This window comes from Paenibacillus sp. P13VS, assembly GCF_015143645.1.
Classification (GTDB): domain Bacteria; phylum Bacillota; class Bacilli; order Paenibacillales; family Paenibacillaceae; genus Paenibacillus; species Paenibacillus xylanilyticus_A.
In genome coordinates, this window is record NZ_WYEV01000017.1 from 73,517 (window position 1) to 88,025 (window position 14,509).

16 protein-coding genes are annotated in these 14,509 nt (G+C 46.9%); 6 read left to right on the forward strand and 10 right to left on the reverse strand.

Annotation, left to right across the window (positions count from 1 at the left end):
• The first annotated feature begins 128 nt into the window (after positions 1 to 128).
• Complete coding sequence (locus GUA98_RS27005) at positions 129 to 1,175, forward strand: CdaR family transcriptional regulator (RefSeq protein WP_193724989.1); 1,047 nt, start codon at positions 129 to 131, stop codon at positions 1,173 to 1,175.
• A gap of 113 nt (positions 1,176 to 1,288) precedes the next feature.
• Here the strand turns inward: GUA98_RS27005 and GUA98_RS27010 are convergent, their stop codons facing one another.
• From GUA98_RS27010 to GUA98_RS27020, 3 genes are all read right to left on the reverse strand, one after another.
• Positions 1,289 to 2,431, reverse strand: a complete 1,143-nt coding sequence (locus GUA98_RS27010) for a glycerate kinase (protein ID WP_193724990.1) — start codon at positions 2,429 to 2,431, stop codon at positions 1,289 to 1,291.
• Positions 2,432 to 2,453: 22 nt separating this feature from the next.
• Positions 2,454 to 3,779: a GntP family permease gene (locus GUA98_RS27015; RefSeq protein WP_323131794.1), complete on the reverse strand. Its 1,326-nt coding sequence runs from the start codon at positions 3,777 to 3,779 to the stop codon at positions 2,454 to 2,456.
• A gap of 130 nt (positions 3,780 to 3,909) precedes the next feature.
• Positions 3,910 to 4,344, reverse strand: coding sequence for an Lrp/AsnC family transcriptional regulator (locus GUA98_RS27020; RefSeq protein ID WP_193724991.1), 435 nt, complete (start codon positions 4,342 to 4,344; stop codon positions 3,910 to 3,912).
• A gap of 159 nt (positions 4,345 to 4,503) precedes the next feature.
• Between GUA98_RS27020 and GUA98_RS27025 the strand changes: the two genes are divergently transcribed.
• Entirely contained in the window at positions 4,504 to 4,965 is a 462-nt protein-coding gene (locus tag GUA98_RS27025) for a VOC family protein (RefSeq protein ID WP_193724992.1), read from the forward strand.
• Between the two features lie 55 nt (positions 4,966 to 5,020).
• Here the strand turns inward: GUA98_RS27025 and GUA98_RS27030 are convergent, their stop codons facing one another.
• Positions 5,021 to 5,563: a hypothetical protein gene (locus GUA98_RS27030; RefSeq protein WP_153980426.1), complete on the reverse strand. Its 543-nt coding sequence runs from the start codon at positions 5,561 to 5,563 to the stop codon at positions 5,021 to 5,023.
• A gap of 98 nt (positions 5,564 to 5,661) precedes the next feature.
• Between GUA98_RS27030 and GUA98_RS27035 the strand changes: the two genes are divergently transcribed.
• Complete coding sequence (locus GUA98_RS27035; protein WP_193724993.1) at positions 5,662 to 6,579, forward strand: phosphatidate cytidylyltransferase; 918 nt, start codon at positions 5,662 to 5,664, stop codon at positions 6,577 to 6,579.
• A gap of 120 nt (positions 6,580 to 6,699) precedes the next feature.
• On the opposite strand, the gene GUA98_RS27040 is transcribed toward GUA98_RS27035, so the two are convergent.
• Positions 6,700 to 7,287 carry a hypothetical protein gene (locus GUA98_RS27040; RefSeq protein WP_193724994.1) on the reverse strand — a complete coding sequence of 196 codons (588 nt, stop codon included), beginning with the start codon at positions 7,285 to 7,287 and terminating at the stop codon, positions 6,700 to 6,702.
• 203 nt (positions 7,288 to 7,490) lie between these two features.
• On the opposite strand from GUA98_RS27040, the gene GUA98_RS27045 reads away from it, so the two are divergent.
• The 3 genes from GUA98_RS27045 (at position 7,491) to GUA98_RS27055 (ending at position 10,380) form a co-directional block, all read left to right on the forward strand.
• Positions 7,491 to 8,360: a DMT family transporter gene (locus GUA98_RS27045; protein ID WP_193724995.1), complete on the forward strand. Its 870-nt coding sequence runs from the start codon at positions 7,491 to 7,493 to the stop codon at positions 8,358 to 8,360.
• A 126-nt stretch (positions 8,361 to 8,486) separates the two neighbouring features.
• Complete coding sequence (locus GUA98_RS27050) at positions 8,487 to 9,545, forward strand: bifunctional transcriptional activator/DNA repair enzyme AdaA (protein ID WP_193724996.1); 1,059 nt, start codon at positions 8,487 to 8,489, stop codon at positions 9,543 to 9,545.
• 58 nt (positions 9,546 to 9,603) lie between these two features.
• Entirely contained in the window at positions 9,604 to 10,380 is a 777-nt protein-coding gene (locus tag GUA98_RS27055; protein ID WP_193724997.1) for an isocitrate lyase/PEP mutase family protein, read from the forward strand.
• A gap of 123 nt (positions 10,381 to 10,503) precedes the next feature.
• On the opposite strand, the gene GUA98_RS27060 is transcribed toward GUA98_RS27055, so the two are convergent.
• The 5 genes from GUA98_RS27060 to GUA98_RS27080 all read right to left on the reverse strand — a co-directional run.
• Positions 10,504 to 11,202 carry a hypothetical protein gene (locus GUA98_RS27060; protein ID WP_193724998.1) on the reverse strand — a complete coding sequence of 233 codons (699 nt, stop codon included), beginning with the start codon at positions 11,200 to 11,202 and terminating at the stop codon, positions 10,504 to 10,506.
• On the reverse strand, positions 11,199 to 12,074 hold the full coding sequence (locus GUA98_RS27065; RefSeq protein WP_193724999.1) for an ABC transporter ATP-binding protein: 876 nt from the start codon (positions 12,072 to 12,074) through the stop codon (positions 11,199 to 11,201). The genes GUA98_RS27060 and GUA98_RS27065 overlap by 4 nt, the downstream gene beginning before the upstream one ends.
• Positions 12,071 to 12,451, reverse strand: coding sequence for a GntR family transcriptional regulator (locus GUA98_RS27070; protein ID WP_193725000.1), 381 nt, complete (start codon positions 12,449 to 12,451; stop codon positions 12,071 to 12,073). Before GUA98_RS27070 ends, GUA98_RS27065 begins: the two co-directional genes overlap by 4 nt.
• Before the next feature lie 338 nt (positions 12,452 to 12,789).
• Positions 12,790 to 14,172 carry a helix-turn-helix domain-containing protein gene (locus tag GUA98_RS27075; RefSeq protein ID WP_193725001.1) on the reverse strand — a complete coding sequence of 461 codons (1,383 nt, stop codon included), beginning with the start codon at positions 14,170 to 14,172 and terminating at the stop codon, positions 12,790 to 12,792.
• A gap of 254 nt (positions 14,173 to 14,426) precedes the next feature.
• The coding region (locus GUA98_RS27080) for an IS3 family transposase (protein ID WP_193724603.1) at positions 14,427 to 14,509 on the reverse strand (83 nt) is incomplete at its 5' end.

A 14,509-nucleotide genomic window follows, 5' to 3' on the forward strand; every position in this document is an offset into this window, starting at 1 on the left:
ATGTCATTTGTGTAAGCCCTATCAATCATTTATAATTTCGTTCATATGAACAATGCAGATCGATATGCCAACATTCCATTAACGATTGACCTATATTAAGTAAAATAAGTAGAAAGGGGGAAATAGCGTTGCTGCAGCTCACCGAGAGACAGGCACAGGAAATCGTCGACAACATGATGCAGGACATCCCGTATAACATCAACATCATGAATGAACAGGGTATTATTATTGGAAGCGGTCAGAAGGAGCGGGTTGGAACCGTTCATCAGGGTGCTGTTCGGGCACTGACAACCGGAACCCGAACTGAGGTCTGGCAGGACGGGAAATTAGAGAAAATGGGTACCAATGAACCGATTACGATCAACAACCAGCATGTGGGTGTCATCGGAATCTCTGGCCATCCGGATGAGGTTCGCCCGTTCTGTAACATTGTACGGACAACGGTGGCGCTCCTCATTGAACAACGCAACCAATTGGAGAGTCTGGCTCACGAAACATCGCGCAAGAAGGCCTTTCTGGAACGCCTTTTGAATCATTACGGCTCCTATTCCTTGAAGATCAGGAAGGAAGCATTGCAGTACAACCTGGATCTGCAGCTGCCAACCGTCCTCCTCTACATCAAAGCCAGTGGAAGTACTCCTGAATTCAATGAAAGTATAGGCAAAGTATTGCTGCAATTCCCCTCGTTCTCCATGGAAGACGAAGGTGACGCACAGATTATCATGATTCAAAGCGAAACCGATCTTGATTCACTCCTTAAGCGATTGCGTCAAGAACAGCCTCACTGCTTTATTTCAGTCAGCCGAAAAGAACCCAACGTTGCCGTTTGTTATGAGCAGGCAAGATCCGTCATGAATATTCTGATGGCACTTCAGCCGGCTGCTCCTCTCCTCTATTATGATGATGTGCACTTTCTGGTAAGCTTCAGCAAGGCTCGACTGACGTCTCAAGCCAACATCATTAGCAGGCTGGAAGATCACGCAGATCTGCTGGAAACCTTGCGCAGCTTCATCCACCATAACGGCAGCATGACCATGACGGCAACCGATCTGAACATTCATCGCAATACGCTGCAGTATCGCCTCAAACGCATAGAGAGCATTACGGGCAGAGACCCACACAACTGGCTCGAACTGATCGAGCTTACACATGGCCTGCTCTCACTCCATCAGTGACACCAGCCATCATAACAAAGAGAGACGGGCATGCAGCATCTGCACGCTGGCAGATCCGCAACCCGTCTCCGTTATACTCTTATTTATCACTTCATCGCTATTGATCATCAAGATCATAAACCCAACTTCAGCACTCTTGCAATGTTCTCCATGGTACGCTCCACATTCTCCGGCCCTTCACGAAGCAGCTTACCCAGATCGGCTGCGCCCGGTACAATACCGAATACAGCATCAATACCTTCCGTGTATAGCGTATCAATCCCTTCACCAACGTACCCTGCGATGGCGATGACTGGTTTGCCGGCTTTCTTGGCAGCCTGTGCAACACCGTAAGGAGTCTTGCCAAATTTCGTTTGAAAATCGATTCCGCCCTCACCTGTAAACACCACATCTGCATGATCCAGCTTGCCCTGCAAACCTGTGTATTCAATGACAATCTCAATACCTTTACGCAGAACAGCCTGGGTAAATATCAGCAGTCCTGCACCCAGTCCACCTGCTGCTCCGGCACCTGGAACATCCCGAATATCCTTGCCCAGCTGCTGTTTCACCACCTCCGCATAATGAGAGAGATTGGCATCCAGCAGCTGTACCATTTCAGGTGTAGCCCCCTTCTGCGGTCCAAATACCCTTGAAGCACCATGCTCTCCGCATAACGGATTGGTCACATCACAGGCTACAATGAGCTCCACTTCCTGCAAACGCGGGTCCAGACCCGACACATCGATATGGGCCAACTTGTTCAGATCCCCACCGCCACGAGCAAGTGGCTGCCCTTGGGCATTCAGAAACTTCGCCCCAAGCGCCTCCGCCATACCTGTACCGCCATCGTTGGTGGCACTGCCACCAATCCCGATAATGATTTTGCGAATGCCAAGATCCAGACATGCCCGAATCAGTTCTCCTGTTCCATAAGTGGTCGTGCGGAGCGGGTCCCGGCTGTCCGGGGTTACCAGATGAATGCCGCTGGCTGATGCCATCTCAATGGCTGCCGTGGTGCCGTCGCCCAGAATGCCATACTGCGCCATGACCGGTTGACCAAGCGGTCCGCTCACCTCTTTCAGGTGAATAGCACCATTCGAAGCATCCACCAATGATTGCACGGTCCCCTCTCCGCCGTCTGCCATGGGCACATGGATGTAACTGGCGTCCGGGTAGATTTTACGCAATCCTTTTTCCATCGCAATACAGACTTCCTTCGCCGTCATGCTCTCCTTGAATGAATCCGGTGCCAGTACAAATGTCTTCTCTCCCATTCTTCTCACCCCATCCTTATTATTAGAGGATAAATCCGTATAGTAATGTGGCTACAATCGCCATCGTCCCACCCACAATAGCTTCATAAGGAATGACTCCCATCCGCTGCCGGATCGTCATTTTCATGCTGTCTGCCGAAACGTGGAAGTAATTCCCCTGAGGTAGAGAATCAATGACGGTTGCCCCGGTGTGCACCATAACCGCTGCTGCGAGCGGAGCCGTCCCCATGTTCAGAATTGCGTCACCGAACGAGCCCGTTGCCAGAATGACACCGGTTGATGTAGAGGCAGTAGCTGCTGCCATCAGAATACCCGCAATCGACGCCAGGAAGGTGCCTGAGATGCCGGATGCTTCAATTAAACTAACCACCTGACCTGACAGGTCGGATGCAGAGATCAGACCCGCTATCCCACCTGCGCCGATCAGAATAAGCACGGTTGCTGTCATTTTATTTAATCCGGAAGTTGTATACTTCACAATGTTTCTACCTTGTCCCATCGCCAGCATGCCGATGATGCCGGCAAGCGGCAGAATATACATCGCATCCACTTTGAACGTGGATAGTACTTCTACCCCTGTTATTGAACCAATCGGGTTAATCATTAACAAAATGATGGCTACCAGAGGTGCAACAATTGCTTTTTTCAGCGGCGGGTACTGTGAGGTATCCACTTCACCCTGCTCCGCTTCCTGACCAGTAACCATTACGCCTTTATTTTTGAGCATCGAAGCGACGATAACGGTCACAATTAATCCGCAGATGGCCGGAATCACACCTGCCAGCATGACATTGCTGAGATCCAGATCGAATCCACGTGCCGCTGCAATCGTATTGGGATTCGGAGAGATAATGTTCCCCGCTTTACCACCGCCAGATAGCGCAAGAATTAGGGCCAGTTTGGAAATGCCCATTTTGTTACCCACAGACAGTGCGATTGGTGCCACTATAAGTACGGCAACGGGGATGAATACCCCAACGGCTGTAATAATCATCGTGGCCAGTGCCAATGCCAGAATTGCTTTGCTTCCACCAAATTTTCTCACAATCGCCTGAGCTATGGTCTCTGCCGCTCCAGACTCCATCATGACACCTGCCAGAACCCCTGCCGCAAGGACGCGGAGCACGGTGCCCATGACGCTTTGCGTGCCATTCACCAATATGTTTACGGTCTCTTCCAGGTTTGCCCCACCAATTAAAGCGCCTACAATTGCTCCCAGAAATAACGAATAGACCGGGTTCAGCTTCCTTAAGATCAATATGATGGCAATAGCAAGTCCTGCCAGTGCGCCAATCCAACTAATAGTTAAAGCCTCCATTGTGATTGCCCCCTTGCTCTTGTTGAACACGCTTTCATTATAGAGGCTGGCGCATTAAATAAATATTGATGAAAGGACGAAATTCATTGTGCATATGCACAATGAAAAAACAGGACAGACATATTGCCCTGCTTTGTTCAATGATTTCACCTAACTGCATTTAGAGGAGTACACGATTTTCCATAATCGTTTTCATACTGATATGGGATTTGGATGTGCCCAGCTTCACAAGTGCATCCTGGAACGATGCGAGCTCTTCGATGGATGTCGTTCTTACTTTGATCAGATAATTGTATTCACCGCTGATGCGGTGTAGATCCGTAACCTCTGGGGCCTGTTCACAGAAATGCACCAGTTCTTCGCAGCGTTCGGTTTTGAACAGAATAAAGGTGGTGGTTCCCCGATTTAACTTAGCCAAGTCATAGATGGTCGAATATCCCGATATGATACCCTTTTCCTCCAACTTGATGATTCTCTCCTTAACAGAGGGCTGGGACATGTTAATCTCCTTACCAATCTGCGCTATAGGCATACGTGCATGATGCTGAAGCAGACGCATGATCCGCTGATCAATCTCATCTGGAATATAAGTCATAAGCCAGACCTCCGATATAGGCTTGTTAATTAAGTTTTTTTCTACAAAATAACTTATAATCTCTAACATATTCTTCATTATATCCTTCGATATGGCATGTATTCACTTCGGCAATATCCTTATACTTTAATAAACAACAAATAAAAGGAGTCCTACAGAATGAGTATAAAAGGTATTGCTCATATTGCCATTCAGGCACGTAATTATGAAGAAACCCTTTCGTTCTATACCCAGGTACTTGGTTTCAAGGTCGGTCACTCCTGGAGCTTGCCATCGTTCTCTATTGCTGAGGCGAGCATGCTGATATCCCCGGATCAGCGAACCTGTATCGAACTGTTTGATCCCGGTGCCGTTATCCCTGCTGAAGGTGAACCAGCAGCCTCCCCCGAGGAAGTCAGACATGGAGCACTGCTGCATTTGGCCTTTTATGTAGACAATGTAGATGCCATATACCAGCTTGCACTGACTCATGGTGCCAAATCTTACGTTGAACCGGATTGGATCTCTCTAGGCGAGCCCCCGCTGAAGGTCCGAAATGCTTTGGTTCATACCCCTAATGGCGAGGTCATTGAGTTTATTGAAGAAGTAGACTTTGATCAGTCAGCGAGATCATCCCTATGATATATAAGAACAGCCTGCTGCCCAATGATCTGAGGCAGCAGGCTGTTCTACGTGTTTAGGTCACTGGCTTATAGTCGCTTAACCTTCCTTCGTACACCAGCTTCAGGCGGTCGCTTTGACGAAAATCATCGGGGGTCACCAGTGCAGGGAGCTTATTCCACAGCTTAATTCCCGAACGTTGAAGGATTTCCGCCACGAACTGGGAGCAAAAATAGGAGTTGCTGAATTCCACGGGCTCCTTCAGGGTAATGCCGATGACCCCCAGCAGATTATACATGTACTTCTGACGGCTGCGGATGAAGATCTGCAGCACACGTTTCATCTTTTCCACCTCGCGGTCCGTAACCTGAAGCTCATAAATAACACAAGTTGTATTTGGATATTTGCTATATGTACCCGTCTGAATATCCTCCTTCACAAAACCGCCATTCAGCGGATTGTTCGGGTGCTTGCGGCCGAAGCTGTACAGCTCGGATAATTCCCGGTTGAAAGAGATCGAGGCATGATTGTATGGTGCTCTGGTGTAACTCTGAATAACCTTGGTAAACAGTGTCCCTGTATTCGTAAGCAGGATGTAGATTGAACGGTCGGCTGTCATAACGAAATTTCCCCTTATCAAGTTGGCACTATTCCTTCATAATAACATAGGTACCCAATTATGGGATCTTACTTCTGGAATAAGCAGGTGATTGGTTCGTGAGCAGCTCGCTCTTCACATTAACGCTCATTTTTGCAGCATTACTCGTCATACATATCGTGTATAAAATCATTGCCAAGCTTCAGCCGGATAAGGATTATTCGGGCATTGGCAACAAAATCAAGACCTGGTGGGGCATGCTCGTCATTTTCTGTCTCGCTACGCTCTTCAATCCGATTGTTTCCCTTATCTCGTTGATGGTACTCGCGTTCTTCGCGCTCAAAGAGTATTTCTCCATGATTCGCAGCACCCGAAAGGCTGACCGCCGGCTGTTCCTATGGGCTTATCTCGCTATACCGGTGCAGTTCTATTGGATCTATATTGGATGGTATGGGATGTTTATCGTCTTTATTCCACTGTATGTCTTCCTCGTGCTGCCGCTTCCCCGATTGATTAATAAGGGAACGGTCGGGTTCCTGCGAAGTGTAAGTTCTACGCAGTGGGGATTGATGCTGATGGTATTCGGACTCAGCCATCTGGCCTACTTTCCGTTCGCAACACCGGAGTATGGGTCGAAGCTGGTCCTCTTCCTGGTTGTGTTAACACAGCTTAACGATGTGGTCCACTATCTGGTCTCTCTCTATCTGGGCAAACGTAAAGTGGTACCCACAGCCAATCCATTTTTGACATGGGAAGGATTCGCCTGTGCATTCGTGATCACAACGGTAGCCTCCTATTTCATTCACCCTTATCTGACTCCGTTCGATTGGCAATTCGGAATCTTTATCGGTGTATTGATTAGCCTTGCCGGCTTCTTCGGCAGTCTGACGGTGTCTGTACTCAAGCGCGACCTGTTAATCGGTGACGACAACAAATTTGATGCCCTCAAAAAAAGCTATCTAAGCCGAGTCGACAGCCTGACCTATACGTCTCCGGTCATGTTTCATGTCGTACGTTATTTCTTCGACTTCATGTAGATCAGACAGCGCTTAACGCAAGATACATTTTTGGATATAATGGCACACGAAAAACTGCACCTCCAATTGTTAGATGTTATCCAACAATTAGGGTGCAGTTCAATATCGGCTGCTTATACGTTATTTCTTCAACTGAACTTCCTGCTCGGCCAGGATCTCATTACCCGCTTCATTCTTGTAGACAAGTGTGATTTTGCCCCGTTCACCCTTCATTTCATCCGAGTACTTAAAGCCGGAGAACTGTCCGTTCCCGCTAATATAGAAGCCTTCTTTACCGTCACCACCATGCTGAATGGCCTCTGCAGGCGAGTTAATGATGGTAATCTGGTTGGATGTCCACCGCAGCTCAGAGAGGGTGTAGCCCTCTGGCACCTGGCTCACGGAAAAGTCAAAGCTTTTGTTATCCTCTGTCGGCTTGTCCGATTGGTCAATTTGAATGGCGATCTGTTCGTCATTGGCTGATGAATCGGATTGAGCAGACAGCTTCCCTTCATCGCCATCCGCCGTATTTGCCGGGTCCTCTTTACCCTGTTTGGCATCCGAGTTCGGAATGGAGCCTTTTCCCGCTTCCTCGATAGGCTGCTTGGATTGCGGATAAGCGTGTTCCTGAACCGATTCATTGTTATTTTTCGCGCCACATGCGCTGATCAGCAGCAGAATGCAAAGCACCGATGCCCAAAGAGCAAATGTATTCATGTTTTTTTTCATCATTGGAACTCCTTCCATCTTGGTCTAAATCCATGTAAACGACACATGCCTTATTAATCACTACACCATATCGTCCCTCATGAAGCTCCATAATATGTAAACCCACTGAATTTGATCATTACAGCCACACTTCGATGAGTTCTGAACTATTGACGTGTTACCTTGGTTAGACGGAAGCATTACCGAATTTAGGGGGGAACATATTGAATCGCTTGGTTTACATCATACTTGTCATTATTGCTACTTCGCTTATGGGTTCTTCTTTTGCTGTTGGCAAAATCGGGCTCGCTTATATCTCTCCACTTCTTCTCGTAGGTATCCGCTTTACACTGGCTGGGGGACTCATGGCACTATGGGTATGGAACAAAAATCTTCCTTCCACCTTACCGGACTGGACCCGATTATTCGTTATTGGTATGTTCCAGACGACCGGGGTTATGGCCTGCATCTTTCTTAGTATGCGTACCATTCCTTCTGGAGAGACCTCCATTCTTACGTTTACCAATCCGTTGTTGGTCGTTATATTGGGAGGTCTGTTTCTCCATCTGAAATACCGGTTTTATCAGTGGATAGGTGTCGTTATTGGTATTGCAGGAGTGTTTGTTACGTTGGGATTTCACTTGCAGTTATCAGAAGGAACGTGGCTGGGCATAAGCTCCGCCGTGTCGTGGGCCATTGCTACTTTACTCGTAAAAAAATGGGGGACCCGCTTCAGCACCTGGGTACTGACCGCTTATCAGATGTTATTCGGCGGCCTGCTCCTATTACTGCTCAGTTTAACGCTGGAGACACCACATCTGGAGCTTAACGCCATTTCCATTCGTGCTGTTCTATACCTGGCACTGCTTGGCTCCATTGTTCAGTTTGCTGCATGGTACTACCTGCTGAGCAAAGGCGATCCTGGCAAAACAAGCGCCTTTCTTTTTCTAGCTCCGTTCTTCGGCATACTATCTGGCTGGCTGCTTCTTGGGGAGGTCATCCGGAGCTACGTTTATATTGGCGGGTTATTTATATTCCTGGGGATCTTTTTGGTAAACTGGACTGGAGGAAAGAAAGACATTGCACCAAAATAAAAATATTCATGCCTGATTTTCGGCGATGCCCTGCGCATCGTTTTTTTATAATAACAAAGACAGATGTAACTTCCGTAAAAACAGCATCTTGCTGGCTGGAACAAAAATCGTAAGGACGTGCGTGTAATGATCTCTACTGAACTGAAAGAACAATATTATCAGGCGCTGGTTGCCAAAGATTCGGAATACGAAGGTTTATTCTATGTTGGTGTCAAAACGACGGGGGTATTCTGCCGCCCTACCTGCCCTGCACGGAAACCCAAATATGAAAACTGTGAGTTTTACGAGACTGCACAGCAGGCACTGCTCGCTTCATTTCGCCCCTGTCAGCGTTGCCGTCCATTATCCCATCCCAACCAGGTATCCGATGTAGTCCGAATACTGGTCGAGGCCGTGGAGAACAATCCGGAAAAGCGCTGGAAAGGTCAGGATTTCAAGGATCTGTCCATCGATGAGTCCACGGCACGCCGCCAGTTCAAAAAGCGGTTCGGCATGACCTTTGTGGAGTATGCTCGCGCACGTCGCATGGGACTGGCTTTGAAGAATATCCGCTCAGGCCGCACCATTATCGATGCCCAGCTATCGACAGGTTACGAATCCAGCAGCGGCTTCCGGGATGCTTTCTCCCGAATTATGGGTGCCGCTCCTACTCATGTGGATGACGGGCGAGTGCTAAAGGCCTCCTGGATCGATACACGTCTTGGACCCATGATGGCCGTGGCAGATGATACAGCCCTGTATCTGCTTGAATTTGTGGATCGCAAAGGTCTGGAGCGGGAAGTGGAGCGTCTTCGGAAACGAACCAAGTCGGCCATCGTACCGGGTGTAACTGAACCCATTCGCTCCATAGAGAGGGAACTGACAGCGTATTTTGACGGGACTTTAAGGGCATTCGACACCCCGTTGTTCTGTTTAGGAACACCATTTCAAAAGAGCGTCTGGGAGCAGCTTATGGCGATTCCGCCAGGCGAGACAAGGTCATATCAGGACATCGCTGTTGCACTGGGTAAACCATCCGCATGCCGTGCAGTCGCACAGGCCAATGGGGCGAATCAACTGGCCATTGTAATCCCATGCCACAGGGTCATTAATGCAAGTGGCGATCTGGGTGGGTACGGCGGTGGCCTTACTCGCAAGAACTGGCTGTTAACCCATGAGAAGACTGCTTATGAACAAATTCGTTGAGACATCGTCAGTGAAAAAGTAATCCATTAATAACGATATAACGGAGGAGAGTCATCCTATGCATACCCTGAAAGAACAAGCACAGCTATTTCACCAGCTGCACATCAAAGGTAATCCACTCGTGCTAATCAATGTGTGGGATGCCGGAAGTACAAAATCCATTGAATCAATTGGAGCCGCAGCCATAGCCACTGGAAGCTGGTCTGTTGCTGCAGCTCATGGTGAGCAGGATGGAGAGATGATGCCGTTTGAATGGGTACTTTCCAATCTGGCTCGCATCACATCCAGCACTAAACTGCCTGTTACCATCGATATTGAGGGAGGGCATGGCAGGTATGCGTCAGAAGTGAAGGAAAATGTCCTCCGGGTCATTGAACATGGTGCTGTCGGCATTAACATTGAAGACCAACTTCCTGGTGGAACAGGTCTCTATGCCATTGAGGAATTCGTCCTGCGCTTGAGAGCCGCTCGGGAAGCGGCTGAACAGATGGACATTCCCCTATTCATTAACGCTCGTACGGATATATTTCTGCAAACGGCCCCAGCGCAGCATACCTCATCCCACTTGGAAGAAGCCTTGGTACGATCCCGCGCTTATGCTGAGGCAGGAGCCAGCGGCCTATTCGTTCCAGGCCTGCAGAACCCACAACTCATTCAGGAATTATGTGAACGCTCCCCGATTCCAGTAAACGTGATGGTTACATCTAATGAGCCAACACCAGCGCAGCTCGCGAGGCTCGGGGTAGCCCGGGTAAGCTATGGACCTTATCCTTATCAGAGTGCCATGGAACACTTGAAGGAACTCGGACGAAGCATTTTACTTGAAACAAGCTAAGAAGATTCAGGTACAGGAGTGGTATTTAAACAGAAAAACACGAGGCAGTCATGCACTCGTGTTTGTTTGTTTACGCTTTGATTCCATAGTTCCACACAGCCTTCTAACGTATACCGGTAACCACTACTCTTTTCTGCCCTTCATTGTAAGCGGCGCATTCTTCATCATGGGATAGGTGCATAGAATCAACCCACAGCTCAAAGCCCCCAAGACCGTGGCAAACACCAGGATGTTGATACTCGTGAACCATTTTACGAGAACACTCAGGTCAGACAAAACGAAAGCCAGTGTAAGAATCAGGCCCAAGCCGAAGAACAGGATCAGGAAATTGCGCATCCCCAGCCGTATCCAGCAAACCGTCAAAAAGATAGATAACCCGAGGACAAGAAATCCAACCATCAAGTCAATCCAGAGATAGGACAAGAATTGATAATGACTTGAGTGCAGCCTACCCAACTGATAAAAGGTTACACCTAGCCATCCCGCTTCATGAAGCAGATGCATGATGAGATAGATCACATTCAGAATGGTAATGGTACCAACCACCATCCATGCAGAGATGAGGTAGAAGGATTTCAGAAACTGAATCCGGGTGCTCCCCAGTCCAATTGCAACGGGGTACAGCGTAATTAGACCTGCCACGGCAAATGCACAGATCCCCCCATACATGGGTCCGAACAGCTGAGTGGTAAAAGCAACATCAAATATGAAGCCCACTGCCAGATATACTGCCGTAAGCATAAGTGTAATGAGTGAGAAGAGCATCAGATACCAACGCATATCATCCAGAATCAGTCGATTTGTACCTTTAACTGCATTCATCCCTTAAGCACCTCCTGTTTCCGCGTCAGGTTAACCAAATAGTCCTGCAGGGTCGCTTTTTCAATGGAAAGCCCATGCGCCTGCGCTTTATCCCTCCACTCCTTGGAGTAAGAGGCATCAATCATCACCTTTTTTGTTGATCCGAGCTGTACAGACTCCATGATGGTTTCTCCTTGGGTAACCTGATCTATGTCACGAATTAACCCTGTTAGCAGAACTCCATTTTCGCGCATCTCTTCCATCTGTTCATGACACAGGACGCCGCCTTGATGGAGCACGATGATTGACTCACATAACGGCTGAATCTCTTCAATATGATGGGTAGAAATCAAAATCAGACGGGGATGCTCTTCATAACTTTCAAGCAAGGCATTATAGAAAAATTTGCGTTTCTCTGCATCCAGCCCGTTAGTCGGCTCATCCAGAATGGTAACACTCGCTTGGCTTGCGAGGCCAAGAACCATCTGGGCAGCTGTTTTCATCCCTTTGGAAAATTTGACGATCTTCCTTTTGGATGGTAATTCAAACCGATCAATTAACGACTCCGCCAATTCCTGATTCCACTCCGGATGAAAATACTGACCGAATCTTACCAGGTCATTTATTGTCCAATTCCTGCCCAGCGGGTGATTCTCCTGAACGTAGCAGAGATGCTTCTGAGCAGCCAGATTATTGTAGGGGTCCTCCCCCATAACTTGAATGCTGCCCTGATCCGGACGGTTATGCCCAGCAAGCAAACTCATAAGTGTTGTCTTCCCGGCTCCGTTTCTCCCCCAGATCGCACTAATGACCGGCTCACTTTCATGCAATGTGACATGGTCCAAAACAGGTGTCTGATGGTAACCGTAGCTTACCTGATCTACACGAATCATGACTCACTCTCCTTGTCTCTCTTGCCTTTAATCAGATCAATAATCATGTCTTCATTCATATGAATCCGTCTGGCTTCCTCGAGCAGTGGCATAATGTATTCTTCGTAAAAATGCTGCTTTCGCTCAACCAGCAGTGCATCTCTTGCTCCTTTGGCGACAAACATCCCAACACCTCGCTGTTTATAAATGATTCCTCTGTCCACAAGCTCCTGCAGCCCTTTGCGCGCTGTCGCCGGATTGATATTGTAGAACCGTGAGAGCTCATTCGTCGATGGAACCTGCTCTTCACTTTCTAATCTGCCTTCCACAATATCATCCATAATCATCATGGCAATCTGATGAAATATGGGCTGTGATTCATCCAAAGTCGATTTCATGCCAATCCAACTTTCGTTATTTAGGTTAATTGGTTAGTTACTCATGTAACTAACTATAGTACACAGATATTCAAAAGTAAATAGCCGACTATCCCGTATTTCATTTTTTTGAATTTACAGGATCAATTTAGTCCATCCGTTTAAGATGGAGCCACCCCTCCTTTGTCATGGCAAAGGCAAACAAAAAAAACGCCTCTGAATGAAAATTCAGAAGCGTTCCAATTTCCTAATGGGATTAAGAGCCGAAACCATGATCAGCGGTTCTCATAATTGCGGGGTTTGGAGCATCCGTACTTAAGTCAGGCTCACTTGCAGGAGTTAGTATGCTTACCACAATGCTACATGTAGCTATCAGCAAAGCCAACTTTCTCTTCATTGAGTTTCTGCACCTCACTAATAATCATTTTGTACTGCTGCTTGGCTGTATCAGTCGCATAATCCCTATACTGTTCAAACAATCCGATACCCCTTAGCATACCCCTGCCGCTGCTAATTTCAATAGAAAATCTTAAGCTATCAAGCACAAATCCCAAACCTTTATGATATTCATCTTTCTTTAGATAATACGCTCCAAGATCAGCTAAAAGACGTAAATAACGATCATCTGTAACCTGCTTGCTAACCTTTCCAATTCGATTACTCTGTTCCTGATACGTAAAATAGGATTGATACTGTTCAAGAACATAATCGATATTTTCACCATAACGATTAGCGGCGGTGACTATATCGCAAAGCGCAGGAAAAATTTCATTTTCCTTGGTAGATATATATTCTAAATAGGAAGGCAGTATCTCGAACTGCCCCGCCATCAATTGATAGATATAACGATTTGCTACAGCCCATTCCTGGAACTGATGAATAACCACAATCTCATCCTGATCGGGGTCTTTAACCCAGCTGTTATCTGCATATAATGAGACATATTTTAAAGCACTATCGTAATCCTTGAGATGATAACATGCACTTCCAGCAGCCAAATCGGAATAAAGGACATAGAAAACAATAGGCTTTTTGGTTTCTTCCTGTTTTCTTCTGCCATTCAATTCATAATGAATGGTTGCCTTCACCTTTAGCTTCTCGGACAGCTCCTGCACTTTGCTCCATCGGTGTAGTGCTCCAAAAGCATTGATCAGTTCATTAAGAGCGTCCAACTGATATCGTTCATCCAAGCGATCGACATAATACTCGAACTTGGCTGCGATGATCAGGTTTCTCTGCTGGTCATTGGTCAGACCCAATTTGAAGAGCCGATACTGACATAGAGCTAGACGCTCGGAATGCTGCATTTTCTCACTCTCAGCGATCGTTTCATATAAGAGGATGGCTGGTTTAAATCTACCCTCGTGGTAAAATTCCTCAGCCAGATCAAATAAAAGGGGAATATACGATAGATTATCCATCATCAATTGGATAACCTCTTCAATACAATTTAGCTTGTCTAACTCCGCACAACGGTGAAGGAAGGGGCCCAGTCTTCGCCAATCGGGGGTAGCATGAACAAAACACTCATCTATATACAATTCATAGAAGTGGCCTTCTTCAAGCTTCATGGCTGAAGTGATTCGGTCCAACTGCTGCATCGCAATCGGGCGGTTTTTGTTCAAAATATTGCTCAGCGTACCCGAATTAATACCCGATGCTTCCGAAAAAGAACTGATGGACATCTGCTCGCGCTTCAGATAATTCTCTAAATGATCGCGAATCGTGGTTGTCGGCTCCAAACGAACACCACCCTCCCAAATTAAAGCCATATACAGGATTAACGGTTTGCAAAAGTAATTATATGTAATCCAAAAGAAAGGGTCAACATAATAATTTCAACTAATTTGTATTAATTACAATTTAATCCTTTTGATAAAATAAACCCCGTTCCCCTATTTTATACTGGGAATGAACTCGCATCAAATCAGGAAAAAAACAAAAAACACGAGCCGAATAATGAAGTGACCCCTAAAAGTTAGACACGGTTATTTCATTAGGCAGCTTGATTAAAATGAGTTCGGTATTCTACCGGGCTCATTTTAAATTTTGCTTTCATTCGTTTCGTGTTGTAGTATT

What these genes read in the sequence shown, in the direction of transcription:
- GUA98_RS27010 (WP_193724990.1), bottom strand. Translation starts at nt 2,431, where the DNA reads ATGGGAGAGAAGACATTTGTACTGGCACCGGATTCATTCAAGGAGAGC.
- GUA98_RS27020 (WP_193724991.1), bottom strand. Translation starts at nt 4,344, where the DNA reads ATGACTTATATTCCAGATGAGATTGATCAGCGGATCATGCGTCTGCTT.
- GUA98_RS27025 (WP_193724992.1), top strand. Translation starts at nt 4,504, where the DNA reads ATGAGTATAAAAGGTATTGCTCATATTGCCATTCAGGCACGTAATTAT.
- GUA98_RS27030 (WP_153980426.1), bottom strand. Translation starts at nt 5,563, where the DNA reads ATGACAGCCGACCGTTCAATCTACATCCTGCTTACGAATACAGGGACA.
- GUA98_RS27040 (WP_193724994.1), bottom strand. Translation starts at nt 7,287, where the DNA reads ATGAAAAAAAACATGAATACATTTGCTCTTTGGGCATCGGTGCTTTGC.
- GUA98_RS27050 (WP_193724996.1), top strand. Translation starts at nt 8,487, where the DNA reads ATGATCTCTACTGAACTGAAAGAACAATATTATCAGGCGCTGGTTGCC.
- GUA98_RS27055 (WP_193724997.1), top strand. Translation starts at nt 9,604, where the DNA reads ATGCATACCCTGAAAGAACAAGCACAGCTATTTCACCAGCTGCACATC.
- GUA98_RS27060 (WP_193724998.1), bottom strand. Translation starts at nt 11,202, where the DNA reads ATGAATGCAGTTAAAGGTACAAATCGACTGATTCTGGATGATATGCGT.
- GUA98_RS27065 (WP_193724999.1), bottom strand. Translation starts at nt 12,074, where the DNA reads ATGATTCGTGTAGATCAGGTAAGCTACGGTTACCATCAGACACCTGTT.
- GUA98_RS27070 (WP_193725000.1), bottom strand. Translation starts at nt 12,451, where the DNA reads ATGAAATCGACTTTGGATGAATCACAGCCCATATTTCATCAGATTGCC.